This is a genomic window from Bacillus sp. M13(2017) (genome assembly GCF_002218325.1).
Taxonomy (GTDB): Bacteria; Bacillota; Bacilli; order Bacillales; family Bacillaceae_G; genus Bacillus_A; species Bacillus_A thuringiensis_K.
On record NZ_KZ268507.1, the window covers coordinates 1 to 23,438 of the forward strand.

Sequence of the window (23,438 nt, forward strand, 5' to 3'; positions counted from 1 at the left end):
CTGTAAATAGTTTTTTTGTCATTTTCAACATTCTCCGATCCCAATTTTCCTTTTATTATACAAGAAATACCCTATAGAATAGACTTTTTTCAAGTGTCTATTCTATAGGGTACATTTTACATCGTATATAGATTTGGTCCGCTAGAGAAAGCATTAGAAACCATGTACGAAATGCGTGGTGATTTTGAAAATCATTTCCCTCTAGAATTAAAAGAGAGGGGATATGACTGGGAAGATATCAATGATTGGATACTTTCTATTGAAACAGGGTACTCGAAACACGGAAATAAACTAGTCATATATTAGCAAATGTTTTGTATTTAAAAAAATAGGTGAGGTGAAAATAAGATGTTGATCATTCAAAAGTATCACATTGTAATTGCTTGGACGATAGCTACTAGTGCAATGTTAATTAGTTTGTTTTTTAGTGAATGGATGAAGCTGCCGCCATGTGATTTGTGCTGGTACCAAAGAATGGCCATGTATCCATTAGTATTAATATTGGGAATAGGGATATATAGAAAAGATTCGCACGTAAGCACGTATGCATTTCCATTTGCGTGTATTGGTTTAATGTTATCTGTATATCAAATTACAATTCAAGCGTTTCCTAATAGTGAGATGCAGATTTGTTCAGTAGGAGTTTCTTGCACAAAAGATCACTTAAATTTATTCGGTTTCATCTCGATACCTATGCTATCTTTTGTTGGATTTTTAGCTATCATAATACTTCTATATATTAAACCTGAGAGAGACAAAAGATTAAACAATACAGTGATTATGAACAATATGTTCGAATAAACACAAAATACCTATAAATAGATAAAAATAAAAAGAGTTAAAAAAGGAGAAATAAAAAATGACAACAATGCAAGTAAGTAATGAAATGTACAAAATTCCAGAGGCGGATATAGAACTATTAAAAATCATGGCCCATCCAGTTAGATTACAAATTGTGAAAGAGCTAGAACGCCACAAAATTTGTAATGTAACACAGTTAACAGAGCTATTAGATGTGCCTCAATCTACCGTATCTCAGCATTTATCTAAAATGCGTGGGAAAATTCTTCGCTCAGAAAGAAGGGGATTAGAGATGTATTATCATATTGTGAATTCTAAGGCATGTCAGATTGTCGGAGTATTAGGTCTTTAATTTTAACTCGAAATAGGATGATAGTAAGAGTGTTGTTAAATATAGCTGCAAAAGCTGATGTACTGCAGAATAATAAATTCACAAGCGTAAAGTCTAGTCTTCTAATAATGGAGGAGCTGACTGTGGTGAAAAATTGATATAGGGGTTACTAAAAAAGAGTGCAGTACATGTCTGCATTCTTTTTCTTTGTGCCATAGCTACAATAGATAAAGTATTTTGTTTTGCTAAGCGAAAACGATATTTTTGACTTTTTAAGCAAAGAAAATGTTTAGTTTACTGATTTGTATAGTTTTAATTAAAGTTTAGAATATTCTGTGTCAACATTATCAATTTACTATAGTTTCCAATTGTGTAAAGATAGAATTGATTATAATTTTCCGTAAATATTAGATTGAAAACTATTATAAGGGGAATTTGAGTATTTATAGCTTGTTTATAAACGATGATTGGGGATACAGACAATAGGGTGATCAAGTACTGGTAGAATTTATCAAACGAAATGAGGTGACTTTAACTTGAGAGAAATTGCGAAAAAAGTACAAATGATACGTTTACAGGAGGAGCATTCCGGGCGTAAGGCAGACGCAGAACAGTATTCTGCCAAGCGATGTAAAATAGAAAGAGAGAGTATTAAATTAGAAAAACATAGAGTTAAAAAAAGAACTCAAAAATTTCAAACGACAGAAGAAAAGTGGGACACAAAATGTAAAAAAGCAGTACAATTATTTAATCAAGGAGAGGAATATCCAACTATTGCAAAAAAACTGAGGTGCAATGTGAGTAGTTTGTATAGAGAACTTAAGAAACGAGGCACATTACAAATACCAAAGCAGGTAGTAGTATCTAAATCATTAAAATCACCCACAACATCAGCACAAACAAAAAAAACGAATTTTGAAAGATACAAAGAATATTATATGTACAAATAGAAGAATTCATGGCTATAAATCTATACTTGATTCTTTAGTGTTAAAAAGATCAGATTATAAAAGGTACAATGAAAAAATGCATGTTTAGCAGCAAATCTTCTTACAGTATTGATAGAGCATCTTTTTATTTTTTAGGATATTTTTTCTCTGATGATAACATCTAACAAATATTGAAGACTATTACCTGTTGCTTAGATCATAAAAATGTTCATAAAACTAAGTCCTTACTTATATTTGTTGAGTAGTTGGTTAAGAAGATGTTTTTGCAAATGTTAAAATAAGAATAAATTGTCTAAAGCAAAAGAATCCCCATGTCATAAAGGATTCTTTTAGAAGAGTTAGAGAGATGATGTCACTTGACTCATATTGATTTTATGTTAAAAAGAAAGAATATTCAATCTTATTTTATGTTTCTCAATATATTTCGTTCATTGATGTATCTCTTTCTACATATTTTCCTGGAGTGAATCCTTAGTATAAGGATTCCTTTTTTATTATTAATAAAAATAAAAGCCCTCACAATGAAGTGAAGACCTTTGATTATTTAGGCCAGTATGGCCGCGAGCATATTGTATGATTTTATCTTCGCTAAATTAAGATCTTAACCACCATGATTTCCGTGAGCATATTGAATAACATCAATAGCTTTATGTGTTTCTGTAGGGGATTGGGCACCAAACATTAAAGTAAAAATAGTAATTACACCAACTAAACCGAGAATTGTCTTTTTCATTTTAATGCCTCCTTCTCAATAACTTTTTTTCCTGCTTGAGAACATGAATAGAAATAATGACTTGCTTTAATATGGTTATTCTCTTTATAAAATGCAGTAGCAAGATATTCTTCGTATTCCTTAATGAATTCGAAAAGTTCTTGCTCTTTAAAATATGATACGCCTTTTAACACTGTCATTTCAAGTGCTTCGGCAGGAAAACCTCCATTCATTGCATCTAATATTTTAAAATGGTGTAGATACTCTATATTTTCAATCTCTTGACAAACGGAATATCCTTTTGCTATGAGATCTTTGGCCACGGAGTGATTTCCTTCCTTCATATGTTCCCTTGCCTCAATAAAAAGAGCCTTATAATTGTTAGGCATTTTTTGATTTACTTCTGAAAGATATCTAATGGCTAATGGTGAAAGATTTTGAGTAGCATACATTAACCCTAAATTTTGACGCACCATTAAAATAAATTGTTCTTCGTCTATTTTTTGGAACATATCCATTGCTTTCGTGAAATATTCTTCAGCGAGCTCCCATTCTCTCAAATGAGTACAAGCTAAGCCTATAAGATTATCACAGAATGCTACATTGATCTCATACCCAGCATGTTGAGCAAAGATTTCTCTTGCCTCTGATACTTTTTTATAAGATAATAGCCCTTGATATATGTCATAATGGAAAGCTCCAACTTTATAATGAAATTCCGCTTTTTCCAATTCATCAGGAATGCAGTCTAAAAGTTTTTCTGCTTTTTCATAACTCTCCTTTGCGATTTGATATTCGCCAATAGTAGAGGCATGAATCCCTTTGAAAAAGTGATAATAATAAGCTAAGAAATTATCTGTAGGCATATCAAAAGCCTCAACTTTGTCAAAACTGCTTTTTGAAACGCTTAAATTATCAATTACAAATTGGTATCTAAAATCTAGTAGTGAGTAGTAAATCTTGATCCTCTTCAATATTATGCATCTTAGAATCAATTATTTCTTTTAATTGATGTGCATTACCTATACGCCTTGAGCGGATTTCAACATACCAATCGCTTAATAGCTTTGTAATTTCATTATTCCCCTTAGCTGAAACCATCATTATATATTCCCCCATCCTATAAAAGTCTACTAATGTTATATATTACCATTATAGCAAAGTATCCAGTTCGTTTAATTGTATTATATTTATTTTTCAATAAAATTCAGAAAAATAAATTAATTGTGATGACCCAATTATATTTTATTCATGGTTTTCTCATTAACAATTCACGCAAACGTGATGTGATTGAAGTGAGTCGGAAAATATCATGTTTGCATGAAAGGGGAATGAATAAATATGAAAGCCTCTCTCTACTATAGTGGCAGCTTATTGAAGTTTTAGGTTTATAATTAATAGACAGTTTTAGTTAAGGAAATTTAAAATCCCTGTCTTTAAAGACAGGGATTAAAAAAAGGGATGACAGTTAACAACTGAAGGTACCATTATATTACCATTATTGGAATTTTTATTCCATGTTTTTGTGTTGAGAAATAAATAATATATGATGTAAAAGGTGAGATGAGTAGAGGGTTCTTATAGGTTTAGCAATATGAGAAAGTAAATATTTCAATTAAATTTTTCTTGAAACGAGGAGTGGAAGTATTGTTTTTGCTTAGAAAGCATTATTCAAAGTTATGTAGAAATTATAATATGAATAAAAAGAGTCTGGTTAAAAAATTATAAGATACCAATTCATTGGAACGGTAAAAAACTGTTTTCGGAATAGGTGTCTTTTTGTATTGAGTAGAATGTATTTTCTCAACAGGAAAAATTGTAATTATCTATAAGTATTACTTATAAGGATAATAGGAAAGTAGAAATTAATAATAAAGGAGAATGCGAAATGTTAACAGTAATATCTAATAATGATCTAGCTAAAATCCGTGAAGAAGATGTAGATGTATTGAAGGTAATGGCGCATCCGGTTCGATTAAAAATCATAAGTGAATTAATACATCATAAAATGTGCAATGTTACACAGTTAACAGAAATATTAAAACTTCCACAATCCACTGTTTCACAACAATTAGCAAAGTTAAGAGGAATTGTACTCCGTGCAGAAAGAAAAGGACTAGAGATGCATTATTATATTGATAATACTAAAGCTCGTCAGATTGTAGAAATTTTAGGGCTATAGGTAAATTATAAGTAAAAGTTTCCTATTATAGGGGAAACTTTTTTCTATGTTGATCAAAGTATAATCATTTGAAGAATGAAATTTGGAAAGGGTGAATTTCAGAATATTATATTGAAGTGTAAGTTTTTAATTCAAGCTATGGAACGTATAATTTTTAAGTAAGAAAGGATGGTAGTTGAAGAAAGTCCAATAACTGTCACAATTTCTTTGTAAGCTTAATAAATTATTATGTAATAATTTAATTATAGAGTTATTTGAATGTTATAAAGATAAATGAATAGTTGAGTATGAAGTTATGTATATTTAGCTTTCATTTACATTCATGCTCTTAATAAAGTGAAGAAATTAGTAAGGGGGACTATTAAAATGAACAAAAAATTCTTTAAGCAGTTAAAAAAAATGGCTACAAATAAAAAAGGATTAAGTGCCGCTGCAGTAGCAGTAGGAATTATGGGTACAACTGTAATTCCTCAAAATGCCTATGCACATGGGTTCGTTGAAAAGCCAGGTAGCCGTGCTGCTTTATGCAGTCAAAATTATGGGGCGCTGAATTCAAATTGTGGAAATATAATGTATGAACCGCAAAGCTTAGAAGCACCTAAAGGATTCCCGCAAGGCGGGCCAGCTGATGGAAAAATTGCTTCAGCGGGAGGCCTATTTGGTGGAATTCTTGATCAACAAACAGCTGATCGATGGTTTAAGAATACTATTAAGGGCGGGGAGAATACATTCACTTGGAAATATACTGCTCCTCATTCAACAAGTCAGTGGCACTATTATATTACAAAAAAAGGATGGAATCCAAATAAACCTTTAACAAGAGTGGATTTTGAACCAATAGGAACTGTAAAACACGATGGTTCTGCAGCATCTAATAATCTATCACATAAAATCAATGTACCAACTGATCGCAGTGGATATCATGTCATATTAGCAGTTTGGGATGTAGCTGATACTGTAAATGCTTTCTATAATGTGATCGATGTGAATCTAATAAATAATGAAAAACCAGATACAGAAGCGCCAACTCAGCCATCTGGAGTACAAGTCGTAAAAGCTACTTCAAATAGTGTAGAACTTAGTTGGAAGCCTGCAATCGATAATGTAGGGGTCAAAGAATATCAAGTATTACGTAATGGTCAATTAATTAATACTGTAGTGGGTACAAGTGTAGTTGATAAAAAATTAAGCCCGAACACTGAGTATACGTATACAGTAAAAGCAGTAGACGCTGCAGGGAATATATCAAGGGAAAGTGAAGCATTAGTTGTTAAAACAACAGTGGAAAAATCAGATACAGAAGCACCAACTCAGCCTAAAGGATTACACAGTATGGGAACCACTACGAATAGTATCGACTTCATGTGGAGTCCGTCTGAAGATAACATAGATGTGAATCATTATATTGTCTACAGAGAAGATGGAGGTGTTATGAAAGAAATAGGCACTGCTAATACAACTTCATTTACAGATAAAGATTTGCGAGCGAATACAATATATAAGTATGTAGTTGCTGCTGTTGATACAGCTGGCAATGAATCAATGAAAAGTGATGCCTTAACAATTGCTACAAAAGGACAAGAAAACACTTATGAACAATGGGATGCGTATAAAGCGTATAAAAAAGGGGATAAAGTAGTTCATGAGGGTAAGGTTTACGAGGCAATTCAAAGTTATCAAGGGAATGGAGATCCAAACTGGATTTTTGCTTTGTCATTATGGAATGAAGTAAATAAATAATTTAAACAGTTGCTCATTTTAACGAATTTACCGAAAGAATTCGCCTTCCTTAACCATGTGAAGAGCGATAATAAAGCGGTAGGTACATTTCAGTTTGGTATAGCCAAAAGCTTATAATTATTGTTGGAAGAACACAAATCTTTCGAAAGTGAGTCTAGTATAATTAATTTCTAAACTCACATCTTTTTATGAAAATAAAGAAGTGAATTCTGTTTATTCTTATTTGCTTTGTATGAATTATAAGGTATACTAAAAGTAGGTGCAAAAATGCACTATTTGAAAAAGAGTGCAAGGCAAAAAGGAATCCGTAAAGGATTCCTTTTTTGTTTTTCAGCAAATAAAGCAACTTTCTAAGTAACTCTTTCTTTTTATAAATATGTTTTTGAATTGATAAATGTTTAAGTGCAATAGATTTGAGAAAAAAGAAACAGAATAGTAGGGTATTTGTTGATAAATCCTCTCAAATATTACAAAGTTTTACATATTTGGTATGATGTATATGAGTGCTATGTATATTAAGGGAGGAATGGGAATGAAAAGGTTTATAACACGTGCAAGAGGTAATACAATCTCAAAAAATTTAGTTTTAATGGTGTTGTCGATGGTTTTAATGATATTTATGATTACACCATCCAATGATGTATCTGCAGCCAACCTATCAAAAGCAGATACATTAAAAGGCGTAAATTTATTTAATGGAAGTTGGACAGTTGCTATACAGGCAGCAAATTTACAATATGTTTCTGCTGAGCCTTTGGGAAATGTAACAGCTAATCGTAATGCAGTTAATGAATGGGAGAAATTCGAATTAATTCCGACTGGAGAATTATATACGTACGCTTTAAAAGCCAAAAGTAATGGGAAGTATGTTTCGTTTGAGCCAAATGGTAGAGTAGTAGCAGATCGTACATCAGTTGGGGCATGGGAAAAATTTATCTTATATAATGGTGGAGACAATAGAATATATGTATTACAAGCACTAAGTAATGGTAGATATATATCAGCAAATGGTGGTAGAGAATTAACAGCTACTAGTTATGTAGCTGGAAGCTGGGAAAGATTTGTTATTGTATACTTCTAAACTTTAAAGTGTTAAGTATTTAATACAAGTGTATATTAATGTTTAAAGGGCTGCAGGTAATTAGCGGTCCTTTTTGCATGTTAAATACGGACTTACTGAGGTTATAATGAGAAGAAAAAGAAACCTATAGGGTTCTTTTTCAAGGCATATTAACAGTAAGGAGAATCATAAAATGCTACTTCAAATCTTTATTAGGGGAAAGATTTTGAAAAAGTTTAACATATATCTATTTTTACATAAATGTAATATATAGTAAATTGATAATGTTTATACTTATTATTAATAATATTCAATTAACATATTTAACGCTATGTGTATAGTGTTAAATGGCGCTTATTACAGTATACATTTAGAAATCTAATAGTAGACTTCATTTGTTAAAAAAGGTAATAGATATATTATTTCAAATTCTAACTAACATTTAAACGATTTAAATTGAAATTGATTGTGTATTAACTCTGATAAGCCAGTAAAAGTAAATAAAATAAACAAAGACCCTGTAAAAATACAGGGCCGGATACAGGGTTAAGGGAACACATAGTTTCTTAGAATCATAATCATATATTCTTTGTATAGCTGCATGAGGATTTTGACAGAATTAAGAACAAGACAGAAAATCTGTAAGAAAGCAAATATAGTGCTGGAAATTTGATTTCAAATTAAACTATAGGCATATCGAAATAGGTGAAAAAGCTTAAGTACCGTGATTAAATTGCCTTTAAAGATGAGGTTTAGATTAGAGGGATAAGTGGGTCTTACTGAAAAGGAAAAATGTTTTTTAGATTAAAAGAAGAAAAGACACCTTTTGGGTGTCTTTTCTTTAGGTAAACAGTTCTCATATTGCTGAATTAGATACGAAACCATAATTCGACTATGAAGTAAGTTTTAACATAATCTGAACAGAAAAAAATATGTAATAATACATTTTTAGTTTTTAATTATTTTATGGAATATAGAGCAGCAACGGAAATAAAAAGGGCATGCAGTCGTATCTGCAGCCCTTTTTAGGAGGAATTCAAGGCACCATAAGGACACGTATTGGTAAACAGGTTCAAAAATAGTATATGTGAAAGGAAAAAGTCCTATACCAAAAGTAGACAGGAGCTTATCTTTTTTACATTTTCAAAAAGGATACATGAAAATGGCAGACAACTATTTTGTTGCCTGCCGGTGCCAGTGGGTTGAATGAGTTAGTCAACTCAATAAATTGTGCTATCCCATTACCAGAAGAGTGAAGCCGCTAGTTCAAACGGATTAGACATAGTTTGTTTGCCTAATAAAGAAAAAATTATGAGTAGAGATTTTGTTTGCTCTATATGAAAAGATAAATAGATATTCATTAGACAAGGATAATTTAGCATACCTTGAATAGGGTGAAGGAACGAATTAAAGAAAAGGATTTTTGTTTAGGAAGGGACTGACTCAGGAATGGGACTTTTGGACAGGGTTTGGGGAGCGATGATTGCCTTTGGCATTTCGACTAATATCGTTGCTTGTATGATGGCAGTATACATTCAAAAATATGAGCTAATGATAAATCATCTTACAAATATTTTATTTTTAATCATTATCTCTTTAACGTATATTAAGATGAAAATTAACAAATGGGTGGCTTTAGGATTTACATTTGTTGTAATAGAGAAAGGTATTAAGGCGGGATATGACTTCTACACACATGATTATTATGGTGTCAGTTGGAGTTTAGCTATCATTGTCTATTGCATATACGAGATGAAAAAGTATCATATTGAAATAAATGAATAGCCTCAACAATAAGATGTTAGTAGACGTAATTTTTTGAAAATACTCTATAATTAACTTTGGGGAAGGTAATGTTAGAGTATTCGTTTAGCATTATCTGTATATTTGATAAACCATGAAATCGAAAGATTTTGTGGTTTATTTTATGAACAATAGATATTACAGTATTGGCAGTGAGCTATTGATCATTATAAGCATTAGGAGAGAAGGGATTAAAAGTCTAACATCGAATAACGGTTCCGGAATATAGTGTTGCGAAATGATCTCCCATATCCCAAACGGTACTTGCCTGTATATAGCCCTTAAAGCCTTCTGAAGAATAATAAATCCCTTTTGGTATACTTTCTTTAGTTTGGAAATGTGCTTTAGATTACTTTACATAATGGTTTATAATAACTTTTGATTCGGGAACAATAGTGTTTTTTTGTTCCAATGCTGGCCTAGCACTAGAAGGTGGTATGAATTTTACAGTGTCTTGGTAATTAGGATCTAAGGTGTCAGCTTGTACACTGTGCGACGAAACAAAGGTACTTAAACTACTTCCCGCGATTAAAGTTGCAAATACTAACTTTGAGAATTTTGTTAATCTACTCATTCTATAATCTCCTTTTTAATATTTTGTAAGGTATCTCCTTACACCTCACAGTCTATATCCACTACAAAAGGGTGTACATACATATTGATAGACAAAATTCTACAAAATACCTCATGTTTTTGGGGTTGTGTATAATAATCCAATGTTTGATAATTTATCAGAAGTAAAAAAGTAGGTGTTATATAAAAGAAAATGAATAATTTATGCAGGGAATGTATATAAAATTATTGTTTAAATATTCTAAAATTAGTTGATAAAGATGTGGGATTGTTTTTAGAAAATAAATGATTTCAAATTTAAAATTTGGAAGTTTCATTCTCTTTTTAAGTTTATTTTTATAATATTATTTGTATGTGTATATTATCTAATATAAAAATATCTAAAGGGTTTTTGTACAAGCAAACCTTTAAAAATTGAACTCCCCCCACTTTCACTTCGTTTAGAAGCGAAAGTGGGGGGGAGTTCAATTATAAAATTCTTGTCATTCTTTACTGTATTTTTCAGCTAAGTGAGAGGGATATGATGTGATAGGGGGACCGATCTTAAAGTGGAATAAATTGCTCTTTGGAATTGGTATACAGTTTTTTAATAAATAAAGTTTTTGTAAAATGTCTTTTCTGAAGCAATTTCTATATATTCTTCCGTTATTCTTAAAAATATATGATCACTGTATTACTGTAAGCTAAATAAATTTCGATAGGAGAAAAATCGATTTCTTAAACGTTCCGTTGGTTTAAAAAATGTTTAATCATATTCGGTACGCGCTATTGAATATTAGTACCTGATAGTTGATGTTTCGAGTAGTCAGGGATTTTCTAGTTCTGGTGCGAAAATTTAAAGGTAATAAAAATTATTTCTAAAATAGAAGAAATATAAAAAATGTGCTAACAAGTTTGCAAACGAACTGGCTAACACACGTAGGAAATAGATATAAAATATCTCTGATATGTCGCTTAAAAAAACAGACTTAATCAAATAGATAAGACACGTAAATTATTAAAGGCTTAATGGATAATGGAACCATGTAGAGTAGATTAGGGGTATACTAGTTATTCAAGTTTCTCTTATTCAATAATGAGATAATAAAATTTCACGTACCTAATGTGAAGATAAAAACCAAATTTAAGCAATAGGGGATTCTAATAAAGCATAACTTTTGAATTATTTAATGATCATATATATAATCATATTGATGTTAATATATTAACTAGTTAATAATGAGAAAATAAAAATGAAGATTAAATTTGATGTGGTTAAAGGTGAAAATTTCGATATTATTTTACTAGAAAAAAATTACTGAAAACTTTTAAAGAAGTGGATAATGTAGAAATAGTTGAAAAAGTTGAAGATAAACTTTTTGAAAGAGATGATGTGCAAAACCATTTAGCGGAGATTACTATTAATGTTACAGGAAAGAATATTGGATATAGATCAGTTTCATATAGTATATTTTTGTTCTAGAAAGTCTATCAATAAAGCTATTCAATATTAATATTAGTGTACATTAAATATCCAAAATGGATGTTTTTTCTTTGTTAAAAGTTAAAAAGAAATTCCACATTGAGCCAGTGAACATTCTAATAAGACAAGCATATGATGAATTCGTGGGACGAGTTATCATATGAGATGAAACTTGGAGCGCCATATTTATTTGTTGAAGGGTACCCTTTTTATATTGCACTTTTTAATAAGGAAAAGCATATATTTGAGCACCTGTAATCGTCAGGTGCTTTTTATTTTGAGAAAAAATGGACATTTATATTAAATGGTTATATAAATAGAAAAAAATATAGTTATTTGATTTAAATTTAAACCAATAGGCACAAATTCGCTGTGGCGTGAAAAGGATTTGTTTAAACAATGGAAGGCAGATTTACAAGCCGTTCAAGAAGAGAAGAGGCTGAAGAAGAAAGCTAAGAAAAAGAATATGATGTTATAGCATTCCTGGTAATATAGGTGACTTCATGAATGGAAAGAATTAGACGTATGACATATGTGTGTCAATTTTAGTATTCGTTTTTACATTGTTTTTACCAAAAAGTTTAGCATTTGCAGAAGAGATAGATAAGGTTTGGGATCCATTGATCATTATAAGAACCTCTTATAAAATTGATTTAATAGAATGGTATCACATACTAGTATTAGTTTAAAATCTTTAGAGAATATATCATTTTAAACGCTAAATGGGTTAGAGGATATAATTCAATCAAGAGCAATGAACTAACTATAGTCAAGAGTTTTTATGGATGAATAAGAGGATTCAATAATTTTACTCGTTTAAGTCGTCTTAGAGCAACCAAGACGACAAGCATCTTGAAAAAGTAAGTGTTAGGGTTTATTTTTCTTTATTCTATAAAATCTATTTTTAACGTTTTGAACAAACAATAGGAATTAATCAGATGAAAAGATTTAAAAAACGCTATCCTTTCTATGATTATATAGAAAGGATAGCGTTCAATTTGTTTAATTACCAAATTCAGTGAACAGCATGTAATCAAAACTATCCAAAATGTGAGATCCGCCCATATAATTGATATTGATAGTCATTATATGTTTGCCTCCAAGCGTGCCCCCGACAAGAGTACGAAATCCTGGAATACCTCCTGTGTGACCCCAAACCGAAACGCCGTTTTTTAGTTTGGTTTCAGAGATTCCAAGACCGTATCTGTTTACAGTATCTCCCTTTGCTGTAGGAACTGAGGTAAGCATTTCCTTTAGTTGGCTTTCCTTTAGTAATTGGCCACCGAGTAGAACTGAGAAAAATTTATTTAAATCGTCAGCTGTAGAAATCATATCTCCAGATGAGCTGGCTATACTTGGATTAAAATAAGTGCAATCTAGTAATTCAGGTATCCCTGCTATTTGTATATATCCCTGAGCATGGTTGTCCCCTGGAATAACTGCTGAATTACCAGGTAGGAATGTATTTGACAATTCAAGAGGTTTGATAATTCGTTCTTTAATTTCTTCCGCATAGGTGTTACCAGTTACTTTTTCAATAAGGATACCTAGTATCACGTATCCAGTGTTTGAATAAGACCAATCAGTTCCTGGTGCAAAGTCCGGAGGAAAAGATAGTCCAATTTTCACTATTTCTTCCGCAGTATATGATTTAGTTGGATCTAACACATTAATGTTTCTTGATCTTAGGTATTCAGCAACACCACTTGTATGGTTCAAGAGTTGACGAATGGTAATATGATTACCATCATATCCGTTACCTTGAACGACACCAGGCAGCCATTTTTCAATAGAATCATCGAGATTCAGGTGATTTTCTCCAACCAATTGAAGGACAACCGTTGAAATAAAAGTCTTTGTCACGCTTCCAATGCGAAATTGGAAATTCGCATCCATTGGTTTTTTAGTATTTAGATCTGCTACCCCAGCAGCATAAGACCAAGTCTTATCACCCTCAGTAGTTTTAGCAAGTATCCCAGGAGCACCAAATTGTAATGTATCACGCATTGCTTGCTCTAGGTCATTATGATTTTTTGGAGTACTTACTTGTAAAGAGTTAGTTACGTCTTGAGTGGCCTCTGCTTTTATGATTGACGTTGATGTTAATAGTGAGGTGCCAGCTAGTAAAAGGGCCAGACATGTTAAAGCAATTTGACTACGCGTTTTCATATGTAATTACTCTCCTCTATTAAAATTAGATGAGTTGTTGTTCTACATTAACTGTAGAACTATCATCCCCATCAGTAGAAAAAAATAGTATTGAATTTTTAAATAGCTACAAAACCAATTGATTCTAATGAATTGTAGCTTATTTCATGTTTTTTATATTTTAATCAACAATACTATTAGAGATATCTTGAATTAGTTTCTCTTTTTCAAATTCGCTATTACTTCCTAATCCACTTAATACGGATACGTTATAAACATTATTCAATATTACAGGATTTATTAAATATAATGCTTGGATATTGGATAGTGATACAGGCCCTGATAAAACTACTATATTTCCTGTATTATTTGATGGAGTATTTTCATTTGTTTGTGCAATTAAATCTTGACTTTCTATTGTATCTTTTAATAGTGTGCTACCATTTTCAAACTCTTGTTTTATCACGGATAAATCTTTTGTTTTAAAAGATTGCTCAAACCTTTTAAAATAAGTTGAATCTTTTGCTTTCATTTCACTAATAATTGTATTAATGATTTTTTTACTTTCTTTCGAATTAGCCATTTCTATTTTTTCTTCATCCCATACTTGAGGGATAATTTTTGTAACTGGCCCTTGTCCAAATACTACACCTTTATAAATTTCTTCACCTGTAAATTCCTTTTTCGTTGCTGCTTTTACACCATAAGGCCTGTTAAAAAAGACTAAAACTGTAATTAATAGAGTTACTGCTGTAAATAGTAATAATAACTTTCTTAACTGAATTATGAATAACATATTAAATCCTCCTTTTTTGAATATTCTCACTAACGAACACTAACACAATATTCCATAAATGTAAATAAATAAATTTATATTTTAATTTAAATAATGATATGAAACTAATACGATATATTGGCTGAGTTAGACTATAGAATTTAAGTGAATTTTATTTTAAAACTTATATCACCTATTTATATCTACTTTATAATTGTTGGCATGTATATTGCTTAAAATCATTTGTAGAACGAAAAATAAAAATTACATGGTAAAAAATTTAATTGTAGTTGTTTTATTAATAAGATTTCTAGCAATTCATATTTATCTCCATATGCGTGTGAGTCAAACAGTATCACGAATTTTTCAATAATTCGTTGAATACGTGAATATCTAATGAAATTAAATATTAAATGAGTCGATGGAAGATATCCCTTAAACCCTCTTAGGTTCAAATGTAATTAATAATTCCTTTATATGGTACTGACAATTATAAATAAACAAGAAATCTATTTCTATACTGTGGCCCATTATTAAGGAAGGATAAAAAGCTAATGCAGATCTAATAAGAACTTCTTATTTTACTTATAAGTATATTCTAAAGTTTTAGAACAAATTAAACTCTGTATAAACATATTTAATTATAAATTTCTTTTTAATGTAATTTAAGGATTGAAAAAATTTGGAAAATGCACTTTAATTATATATTAGTGATATTTAATCAGATTGAATAGTCTGTATTTATCATTATATATTCCTGGAATTATCTAAAAGTATAAAATTTTAGCTTATTTTGACGTTTAATAGTGTAAAAAATAAAAATTTATCGACAATTGTCGAAAGTTTTATATTCATTTATATGGAAAATTTGTATATAATTACATTTGTTGATAATGTGTCTATTTGAATTTATTGATGTCATTTAGAAAGAAAAGAAGGGGGAGTATAAATATAACATTATACTTACAATAAATTTTAAAAATTATATTGGGGAGAGAAAAAGTATGCATCTCAATCAAAATTCATCTGTAAAATTCGGTGTTTCTTTCTTAGCAATATCTGTTCTATGGTTTTTAATATTTTTATATGCAATACAAAGTGCACTACCTCCTAATCCAATAAAAGATTTACCATTTAGCAAAAAAGTAAACATAATTACTTGGTTTCCACAAGGATGGGGATTTTATAGTAAAAGTCCGAGAGACTCATATTTCAGTTTGGTAGATGTAAAGAGCGGTGAACTAGCTGCTACATGGCCAAATAATCTTCCGGAAAATTATTTTGGTTTAAAAAGATATGGAAGAAGTCAAGGAATTGAATCAGGATTGATATCAGCTCAAGTTCCTGAAACATCTATGGAGGAATGTAATGAGGATCCTACAAAATGCTTAAAAAAATCTAAAGTTAAAATGGAAGTTAAAAATGAAAGTCCTAATCCTACTATATGTGGCGATATCGGGATTGTAAATCAACAACCTGTCCCATGGGCATGGAGTAAAAGAAAGCTAGATATGCCATCAAAAATAGCAAGGGTGAATGTAACATGTTCAAAAAAATAAATTCTTATGCATATAATTTAGGCGCTTCAAATACTCCTTGGACAAATGTATATGGGCTTGCACGAACGCTTTTAGCATTATCGTTATTACTAACTTTGTCTCTAAATGATGCACAGATATTATTTCGTCCAGCTTCAGGTATATCAGAGTTTCCAAGTTGTACAAAGAATATTAGTATCTTTTGTTTACTCCCAAATGATTATATATATCTAAATATAATAAGATGGGTTTGTGTAGGCTTATTATTACTTGTAGTATCTGGATGGCGTCCACAAATTACAGGTATTATTCATTGGTTTATAGCTTATAGTTTACAAGTTTCAGCTACGACATTAGATGGTGGAGAACAGGTAAATGCTGTTTTATCATTATTACTATTACCAATAACGTTAACTGACTCTAGAAAATGGCATTGGCAAAGCCCTATCTCAACAGATATTAATTCAAGCCGTGAAATTGTTAAGAGCATAATTGCAGTTGTGACTTTTTTTGTAATAAGGTTCCAAGTTGCAATATTATATTTACATTCAACTATCGCAAAATTATTTAATGCAGAATGGGTAGATGGTACGGCAGTTTATTATTACTTAGCTGATCCAATGTTAGGATTACCACCTCTTATCTATAATTTAGTGAAGCCAATATTATCTTCTCCGTTGGTGGTTGTAGCTACCTGGGGAACTTTGTTGTTACAGATATGTTTATTTGGGGCTTTATTCGCTCCGAGGAAATATTGGAATAAATTCTTGATTTTAGCATTGGTTTTCCATGAGTCTATAGCATTAATGCTAGGCTTAGTAAGCTTTTCAGTAACGATGTGTGGAGCGCTTATCTTGTTCTTGAGACCCTGGGATCAAGAATTTAAATTTATAAAAAAGATTGCGTTGTTTCATAATAAAAAAGAAGCATCATCTGAAACGAGGAGTACAAAGCTGGCTGTCAATAAATAAGAATTACTTAACTTACTAAAGATAATGTTATAGATATATAGAGCGTTTTAATAATGTAAATATACTAAAACTGAAAGGAGGTGATTTTTAGAGATAATTGATAGCGAATATAACTTATAAGAACTTCTAGAGTAGATATAAAAATAGAGAACGGCAAATATAAGATTACGATTTTTTACAAAGAAACACATAAATTTATAGTACATGAGTTTTTCAAAGATTATACATAGTAGTTTCTTTACTAGATTCTTTAGTAGGTCAGAAATTTAATGTGTAATAAGAATGAGGAACTAGTCCATTACATGTATGTATATTCAAAATAATTAATTATCCAGAATGTTATATTTATAATTGGAATGAAAAACTATAGATGATGGTGATAAGTGTAATAAATAATCATAAACAAGATTTTGTTGTTAGAATACTCTATCTTTAATTTATAATATGCTAGAAATTCACTTAAAAATTTTTCATGCTATTAAGTATCTTATAGTAACAAAATACTTCTTATCGGGAGAGTAGGAAGTAACCAAACTTATAAAAATTTTATAAAAGGGGAAAACAAAAATGAAAACAATTAAAAAAATCGTACCAGCGGTAGTAGCATTAGGATTAGCATTAAATAGTACATCAGCGTTTGCTGCGGATAATAAAAACATTAGTAATCATAACAAATCAAGCATTACTGTAGAGAATAAACAAAATCAATATGATGGAGAAACACTATATCGTGGACTAGTATTTGGTCAGGGGGAGGTAGCAAAAACACTTCCAGAAGTTTGGACTGATGAACGCATAAAAGAAGCAAGTAAAAAAGAGAATAAAGAAGTATCTGATGCAGTAATTAAAGCTATGAAGGAAAATGATCCAAAATATTTTGATGAATTACAAAAAGCTGTATATAGTGGCGATCCTATAAAAATTAAATCTTCTCTTGAAAAAGGTGGAAAATTATTAACAAGTTCAGTAAAGATTGTAGAAGATAAAAAAGAATTAGGAACTGGAGAAGGTCGTTGTGCCGCTGTTACTTGGGCAGCATATGCTGCCGTTGCAGTAACTACAGTAGGCGGAGTAACTCATGCAGTACTTGTAACAGCCGGCGGTGGTGTAGTTGCCTATTTATATGTTGTAACAGAAAAAGAATTCTGGGGTTCCTCTAGAGCAGATTCACAATCAAACTTAAAGCAAGAAGTATTGATTGATCAAATTGCTACTAATTTTTCAAAATAAATTTTCCAAGGGTATACATAATGGCACTGCCATTATGTATACCCTTGTTTATAAAAATTATACGGTTTTGATAAATTAGTTAGTTTGGAATAATTTTATGTAAGGTATCTTATTCGAATTTATACCGGGCTTTAATATTATACATCGAAATTTTGATTTTACTCAAAAGAAGAAGTTTAATAAATTAAGAACACATTTTATAGCTGAAACAACATGGGTAATAAAAAACCATTTATTTTATCACTTTAAAATAAATGGTTTATACAAATAATTATATGTAATCTTTAGTTACAAGATCTTTCTATTTTCTTTAGTTTATTTTCTACTCTTACAATCATACTAATAATTAATAAGATCATAGCTCCCATAATTAAAAGTATGGAGGTAGAAGGATTTTTAAAGACTAAGCTGATAATAGTCCCTAGGACAATTATTAAATATCCATTTTGGATCATAATTTCAGCACTATATCTATTTCCAGCGTCCCAAAGTTTTTTATTTTTCATTGAGCGTTTTGTTCGATAACCATACATTAAATTAACATCCAATGGTGGCTTTTTTTTCATTAATATTGAAACTAATATAAATATAATTCCAATCAATAGACTGACACCCATATTTACAAGGATATATATCAATTTAACTCCCCCTATTCGAAATGTAATTATAAACCAATTTTAACATTAAAATTACATTTTGTATAATTTTTGCTTTATCTTTTCTTTATATTTCTTAGCAAATTTCTAAAATTGTACAAATTTGCTACCTAATCTAGAAATCGCTTTCTTATTTCTGGTGACGGAATTAAACATTGAGTATTTTTCCCGAATAATTTATATCTATTTTTTGCAAATTTGTCATAACAAAAATTTCGAGCGAATTTGGGCAATAATAAAAAAAGGGCACCGAATTTCCACATTCCATTTAAATGTTTACAAATGTTTAGTATGGCGTCTGATTTTATATAACTCTTATCGCTTTTAATTAATACTATACTATCAATGTGTTCATCGATATTGTATCGTTTTAATAGTTTCTTACCTAATGAGCTATGCAGAGAAGCAAATTGAAATTGCCCAAGAGGGTCTCTCTTAATAATGAATTGGATACTTTGGTTACAGAAATTACAATCGCCATCAAATAATATAATGTTATTCATATTCTAACTCCTTTCAAAAGTATTTAATGTATAATTTTTCTATATATATAGAATATTGTAATCTAAATATTGGTAATAATCAAATATGTTTTTTCAGATTTAATTTTAAAATACACTTAATTGGAATTTATTATCTATCTTTATTAACTATTTTATTATATTGATGGTTTCGATCCTTATTGTATAAAAATCTATAATTTAATTTGTATATTTTCCTGAAGAAATTTAGAAAATTGGAGGAATTAACATGAAGACAATTAGAATTATTTTGGCCCTCTTTTTAACATTTTCCCTATTTTTTTTAGGCGAAGATATTCATGCAGACGAAAAAGAAAGTTTCTATACAATTTTGTTAGATAAAAATGCAGATGTAGATGAATGGATTGGTAAATTTTCATCAAGTAATGCACAAATAATTTACATGGTGAAAGAAATTGGTTTATTACAAATAAAGACAACAAGTAAAACTATGAAATCTTTAGAAAATAATTCTTCAATTAGAGCCTTTAATCAGTCTATAAATAATGAACAGGATAAATTAAACAATCTACATGATGATATTTTGTCAGAATCATCATTATGGAAAATGCAATGGGATATGCAAAAGATAACAAATAACGGAGAAAGTTATAGTGTATATCCTGGGACAAAAAATGTAACTGTAGGTATTGTTGATTCGGGACTTGATTTCAATCACCCGGATTTGAAAAATAATATTATTGAGGGCTCAAAGAACTTAGTTCCAAGCGGTGGTTTTCAAGGGGGAGAAATTGAAGAAACAGGGGATATTAATCAAATTAATGATATTAATGGACATGGTACCCTTGTTGCAGGCCAGATCGCCGCAAATGGGCGTATTAAAGGAGTAGCACCTGGAATTGGTATTAAATCTTATAGGGCATTAGGGAAGAAGAAATCTGAAAATATTTGGATAATTAAAGGAATTGTAGAAGCAGCAAAGGATGATGTTGACGTAATTAATGTGAGTTTAGGTTCTTATCTAATAAATGGAATAGTACATTCTAATAATGATCGTTCAGTCAATAATTTAGCTGAAATTGAAGGGTATAAAAGAGCTATTCAATTTGCTAAAAATCAAGGAAGTGTTGTTGTTGCAGCTGTTGGCAATGATTCACTTAATCTTAAAGATAATAAACAAATGCATGAATTTTTCAAGGGAAAAGCTGAAGATGAAATGGACATGAGTAGCAAGATTTTTGATGCTCCAGCTAGTTTTAATGATGTAGTAGCCGTAGCATCGGTTAACATGAAAGATGAATTATCTATATTCTCTAATTACGGTGAGGGAATTATTGATATAGTAGCTCCTGGAGGGGATCTTAGACTATATAAACAATATGGAGAAAATGATTGGATAAATAAAGGTTTTTATCTACAAGAAACAATCTTTAGTACATGGCCAGGGGGATACTTTACTACATACGGAAATTCTTTAGCAGCTCCTAAAGTATCTGCTACTTTAGCTTTAATTATTGATCAAAATAAATACAAAAACCAACCAGAAAAATCAATAGATTTTTTATATAAATATGGTGTTAAAAGTACTATTAAAAACAGTAGATTATATGGACATGGTATTTTAGATGTGGATAATGCTGTAAAAACTGCAGGGCGAATGTCAAATAAATAACTAAGTTGTAAAAACTCTGATAGACTATTTTGCGAAAAATTGGAAGGATAAATTAACGTAGGAAAAATTTATTTGTTTTATATAACTCTTTATAAAATTTTTATTTATTATATATGGAGTTGCTTTATTGCTCATTATTGTACCTTCAGCATATTTATACAAAAAAATTGCATTTAAGAATGTGAAAAGTAAATTATATTTTAATAACAAATGGTTAAATAGAAACTGTGTGCTTAAAGGATATTCTTTTTATTTCTTTCAAAAATATACCTTTTGTAGATGTAAGTAACTTAAGGATTTAAAGCGATTTCGAAAAAAGTTTAATAGAATATATATTCTACCAAATAGTTAATTAAAATAATCTAGATAAATATTAAAACAGGAATATGTAATGTAATTTATCTTTTTAATAATTTGGATACAACTCAAGCTACTTTTCAATAACATATATTGGAAAGTGTGTCTGGAGATATTTACTAGTACGTTATTGTTTGTCAATAAAAAAAGGAGGAATTATAATGAAAAAAAATAATTTGTTTTTAGGATTAATTTTAAGTTTAGGAGTTACTACTTTTAGTTTGCCAAGTGTACAAGCTGAAGAGTTACAAGCAGATCAAACAAAAGTAATTAGAAAACATATCAATGAAAATTTATCCAATACATATGTAAATAGTTATGATTGGAACAGAAACTTTTCAGGTAATCGTAATAAAGATGATATCCAAGCGAATTTTAAAGGCATTATTGGTCATACTAATGGAAATCCAGGCGAATTTGGAGGAGATATTACAACCAAAATTTTATCTGGGGATGTAGAGAAAATAAAAATGACTGTAAAGTATGATGTATTTAGAAAAGGGTATGGTCCATCTGGAATGACACTTACAAATGTACTTACAGATACAATAGAAAAAACTTGTGATAGAGTAGATATATGTCAGAGCGAAGGAAGAAAAATCATCAATAATAATTTTTCTTCACCATTCTATTTAACTGTTACAACTGCTAAAACTCAGATTTCTTATATGTCAAAAGATGGTGAGTTAACTCATTTTTATATTGATAGTGATCAGCTTTAATATCTTTGTAATTTATTTTTTAAAAGCAAATGGAAAGACCTACTCTGATTTTTAGAGTAGGTCTTTCTATTTGTTTCTCAGATTTGCTATTCATAATAGGGGCGTATATCTGGGAGTAATTTTATTTTATGATATAAAAATCTAGCAATAAAGAATGCTAACAAACTAGGTAATATTGTTAGTCTGTACACAAACTAATAATTTAATAAGATAGTTGGTTAACAACATTCTGAATTAGTTGTTCTTGTTCTAACTTTTTACTTGTTTTAACATTAGCTAGAGAAGAAACTTCAAGGCTCTCTTTTGGTGCTGCATAATAGGTAATATAATATTTACTATTATCAACAATTGCGATAAGTCCTATTCCTGCTCGATTTTGAGATTTTGAATTATAACTATTCACTTTAAGCTTTTCAATTGCTTGATTTAACAAATAACTTCCGTTTTCAAAAGCTTGATTTACTTCTAAAGGTTCCTTTGAATTAACTGCTTTTTTTAAGTTATTGAAGTAAGAAGGATCACTTAATTTCATTTCATTAATAATCTTGGCGGAAAATTCTAACGATTCTTTAGAGTTTACTTTACGAATTTGTTCTTCATCCCATACTTGAGGAAATAACGTCGCTACTTTCCCTTGTCCTAATACAATTCCTTTATAAATTTCTTCACCTGAATAATCTTTGTTCACTTCTGCCTTTACACTATCAGAACGATTGAGAAATACTAATAGTGTTACTAGTAAAATTGTTACCATAACTAGTGTTAATAACCTTTTAGCTTGAATATTGAATACCATACTATTCCTCCTTAATTGAATATTTAGATTAGTTTAATTTTACCATAAAATATATCTTATGTAAATACGTACCATATCAAAGAGGCTGATAGGAATAATTCTCAAATATATTTAAGAGTTTCATTCTTATCCGATTACTTGAGTAACAACACTTTTCTCTATTTATACAAGAGAGGGAAATACTGTTATTTTTAATGGAGGTCTTCAGTATAGATGAAATTATCCCCTGTAACGACGAACTTTATTTACTGCAATTTCATCAGGAAGTATTCCATAAAGTTCTTTAAACGTATCCATTATGGAATCTGTAGTTGAATCTAATGAATCTAGATCTGAAAAAGATAATTTTTCTTGTATAATCATACTAATGCTCCTTACCTATTTGTGTATTTTATTTATTAGGTGGTAGTCAAAAAACAATGAAAATATGAAGAAAAGATAAATTAATTAATAGTTTGACAGATATAATAATTAATA

20 protein-coding genes and 4 pseudogenes are annotated in these 23,438 nt (G+C 30.0%); 14 read left to right on the forward strand and 10 right to left on the reverse strand.

All coding sequences use genetic code 11. The features are described 5' to 3' along the window. Window positions 1-120 precede the first annotated feature (120 nt). The 4 genes from CGQ22_RS18345 to CGQ22_RS18360 all read left to right on the forward strand — a co-directional run bounded on the left by CGQ22_RS18345 (window position 121) and on the right by CGQ22_RS18360 (window position 2,082). Complete coding sequence (locus CGQ22_RS18345) at window positions 121-306, forward strand: hypothetical protein (RefSeq protein ID WP_089149066.1); 186 nt, start codon at window positions 121-123, stop codon at window positions 304-306. Window positions 307-348: 42 nt separating this feature from the next. After that, window positions 349-801 (forward strand): disulfide oxidoreductase, encoded by a 453-nt coding sequence (locus CGQ22_RS18350; protein ID WP_089149067.1) that lies wholly within the window; start codon window positions 349-351, stop codon window positions 799-801. 58 nt (window positions 802-859) lie between these two features. Further along, window positions 860-1,153 carry an ArsR/SmtB family transcription factor gene (locus CGQ22_RS18355; protein ID WP_080495034.1) on the forward strand — a complete coding sequence of 98 codons (294 nt, stop codon included), beginning with the start codon at window positions 860-862 and terminating at the stop codon, window positions 1,151-1,153. Window positions 1,154-1,668: 515 nt separating this feature from the next. Further along, window positions 1,669-2,082, forward strand: a complete 414-nt coding sequence (locus CGQ22_RS18360) for a hypothetical protein (RefSeq protein ID WP_089149068.1) — start codon at window positions 1,669-1,671, stop codon at window positions 2,080-2,082. Window positions 2,083-2,683: 601 nt separating this feature from the next. Here the strand turns inward: CGQ22_RS18360 and CGQ22_RS18365 are convergent. Together CGQ22_RS18365 and CGQ22_RS18370 are read right to left on the reverse strand one after the other, a co-directional pair. Next, complete coding sequence (locus CGQ22_RS18365; protein WP_000751016.1) at window positions 2,684-2,815, reverse strand: hypothetical protein; 132 nt, start codon at window positions 2,813-2,815, stop codon at window positions 2,684-2,686. Next, window positions 2,812-3,898: pseudogene (locus tag CGQ22_RS18370) on the reverse strand (response regulator aspartate phosphatase). The gene CGQ22_RS18365 and the pseudogene CGQ22_RS18370 overlap by 4 nt, the downstream one beginning before the upstream one ends. A gap of 784 nt (window positions 3,899-4,682) precedes the next feature. Between CGQ22_RS18370 and CGQ22_RS18380 the strand changes: the two are divergent. The 4 genes from CGQ22_RS18380 to CGQ22_RS18395 all read left to right on the forward strand — a co-directional run bounded on the left by CGQ22_RS18380 (window position 4,683) and on the right by CGQ22_RS18395 (window position 9,561). Further along, a complete protein-coding gene (locus CGQ22_RS18380) occupies window positions 4,683-4,976 on the forward strand; it encodes an ArsR/SmtB family transcription factor (RefSeq protein ID WP_089149069.1) in 294 nt (97 codons plus the stop codon). A 366-nt stretch (window positions 4,977-5,342) separates the two neighbouring features. Beyond that, the gene (locus CGQ22_RS18385) at window positions 5,343-6,716 is read left to right on the forward strand and encodes a lytic polysaccharide monooxygenase (RefSeq protein WP_089149070.1); all 1,374 of its coding nucleotides are present in this window, start codon (window positions 5,343-5,345) and stop codon (window positions 6,714-6,716) included. 532 nt (window positions 6,717-7,248) lie between these two features. Beyond that, complete coding sequence (locus tag CGQ22_RS18390; protein WP_089149071.1) at window positions 7,249-7,797, forward strand: fascin domain-containing protein; 549 nt, start codon at window positions 7,249-7,251, stop codon at window positions 7,795-7,797. Between the two features lie 1,428 nt (window positions 7,798-9,225). Beyond that, window positions 9,226-9,561: a hypothetical protein gene (locus CGQ22_RS18395; RefSeq protein WP_089149072.1), complete on the forward strand. Its 336-nt coding sequence runs from the start codon at window positions 9,226-9,228 to the stop codon at window positions 9,559-9,561. A gap of 217 nt (window positions 9,562-9,778) precedes the next feature. Here the strand turns inward: CGQ22_RS18395 and CGQ22_RS18400 are convergent. Further along, a pseudogene (locus tag CGQ22_RS18400) lies at window positions 9,779-10,153 on the reverse strand (hypothetical protein). Between the two features lie 481 nt (window positions 10,154-10,634). Then, window positions 10,635-10,769 (reverse strand): annotated as a pseudogene (locus CGQ22_RS31485) (glycosyltransferase family 2 protein); the annotation flags it as partial. A gap of 615 nt (window positions 10,770-11,384) precedes the next feature. Here CGQ22_RS31485 and CGQ22_RS18405 point away from each other — a divergent pair. Beyond that, window positions 11,385-11,661 (forward strand): annotated as a pseudogene (locus CGQ22_RS18405) (hypothetical protein). Between the two features lie 955 nt (window positions 11,662-12,616). Here the strand turns inward: CGQ22_RS18405 and CGQ22_RS18410 are convergent. Continuing rightward, complete coding sequence (locus CGQ22_RS18410; RefSeq protein ID WP_089149073.1) at window positions 12,617-13,783, reverse strand: serine hydrolase domain-containing protein; 1,167 nt, start codon at window positions 13,781-13,783, stop codon at window positions 12,617-12,619. A gap of 160 nt (window positions 13,784-13,943) precedes the next feature. Further along, window positions 13,944-14,558: a sporulation delaying protein family toxin gene (locus tag CGQ22_RS18415; protein ID WP_000897367.1), complete on the reverse strand. Its 615-nt coding sequence runs from the start codon at window positions 14,556-14,558 to the stop codon at window positions 13,944-13,946. Between the two features lie 983 nt (window positions 14,559-15,541). Here CGQ22_RS18415 and CGQ22_RS18420 point away from each other — a divergent pair. The 3 genes from CGQ22_RS18420 to CGQ22_RS18430 all read left to right on the forward strand — a co-directional run bounded on the left by CGQ22_RS18420 (window position 15,542) and on the right by CGQ22_RS18430 (window position 18,276). Beyond that, window positions 15,542-16,096, forward strand: a complete 555-nt coding sequence (locus CGQ22_RS18420; protein WP_000550498.1) for an SdpA family antimicrobial peptide system protein — start codon at window positions 15,542-15,544, stop codon at window positions 16,094-16,096. Beyond that, on the forward strand, window positions 16,081-17,046 hold the full coding sequence (locus tag CGQ22_RS18425) for a sporulation-delaying protein SdpB family protein (RefSeq protein ID WP_089149074.1): 966 nt from the start codon (window positions 16,081-16,083) through the stop codon (window positions 17,044-17,046). The genes CGQ22_RS18420 and CGQ22_RS18425 overlap by 16 nt, the downstream gene beginning before the upstream one ends. A gap of 567 nt (window positions 17,047-17,613) precedes the next feature. After that, the gene (locus CGQ22_RS18430; RefSeq protein WP_000848946.1) at window positions 17,614-18,276 is read left to right on the forward strand and encodes a sporulation delaying protein family toxin; all 663 of its coding nucleotides are present in this window, start codon (window positions 17,614-17,616) and stop codon (window positions 18,274-18,276) included. A 284-nt stretch (window positions 18,277-18,560) separates the two neighbouring features. Here CGQ22_RS18430 and CGQ22_RS18435 read toward each other — a convergent pair whose 3' ends face one another. Beyond that, the gene (locus CGQ22_RS18435) at window positions 18,561-18,914 is read right to left on the reverse strand and encodes an SdpI family protein (protein WP_000639377.1); all 354 of its coding nucleotides are present in this window, start codon (window positions 18,912-18,914) and stop codon (window positions 18,561-18,563) included. Window positions 18,915-19,042: 128 nt separating this feature from the next. Next, window positions 19,043-19,435: a thiol-disulfide oxidoreductase DCC family protein gene (locus CGQ22_RS18440; protein ID WP_089149075.1), complete on the reverse strand. Its 393-nt coding sequence runs from the start codon at window positions 19,433-19,435 to the stop codon at window positions 19,043-19,045. A gap of 247 nt (window positions 19,436-19,682) precedes the next feature. Between CGQ22_RS18440 and CGQ22_RS18445 the strand changes: the two genes are divergently transcribed. Together CGQ22_RS18445 and CGQ22_RS18450 are read left to right on the forward strand one after the other, a co-directional pair. Continuing rightward, window positions 19,683-21,086: a S8 family peptidase gene (locus CGQ22_RS18445; protein WP_089149076.1), complete on the forward strand. Its 1,404-nt coding sequence runs from the start codon at window positions 19,683-19,685 to the stop codon at window positions 21,084-21,086. Between the two features lie 518 nt (window positions 21,087-21,604). Continuing rightward, window positions 21,605-22,165 (forward strand): hypothetical protein, encoded by a 561-nt coding sequence (locus CGQ22_RS18450; protein ID WP_000739973.1) that lies wholly within the window; start codon window positions 21,605-21,607, stop codon window positions 22,163-22,165. A gap of 202 nt (window positions 22,166-22,367) precedes the next feature. Here the strand turns inward: CGQ22_RS18450 and CGQ22_RS18455 are convergent, their stop codons facing one another. Both CGQ22_RS18455 and CGQ22_RS31490 read right to left on the reverse strand, forming a co-directional pair. Continuing rightward, on the reverse strand, window positions 22,368-22,961 hold the full coding sequence (locus CGQ22_RS18455; protein WP_000231680.1) for a sporulation delaying protein family toxin: 594 nt from the start codon (window positions 22,959-22,961) through the stop codon (window positions 22,368-22,370). A 219-nt stretch (window positions 22,962-23,180) separates the two neighbouring features. Further along, window positions 23,181-23,324, reverse strand: a complete 144-nt coding sequence (locus CGQ22_RS31490) for a hypothetical protein (protein WP_254704113.1) — start codon at window positions 23,322-23,324, stop codon at window positions 23,181-23,183. Between the last annotated feature and the right edge of the window lie 114 nt (window positions 23,325-23,438).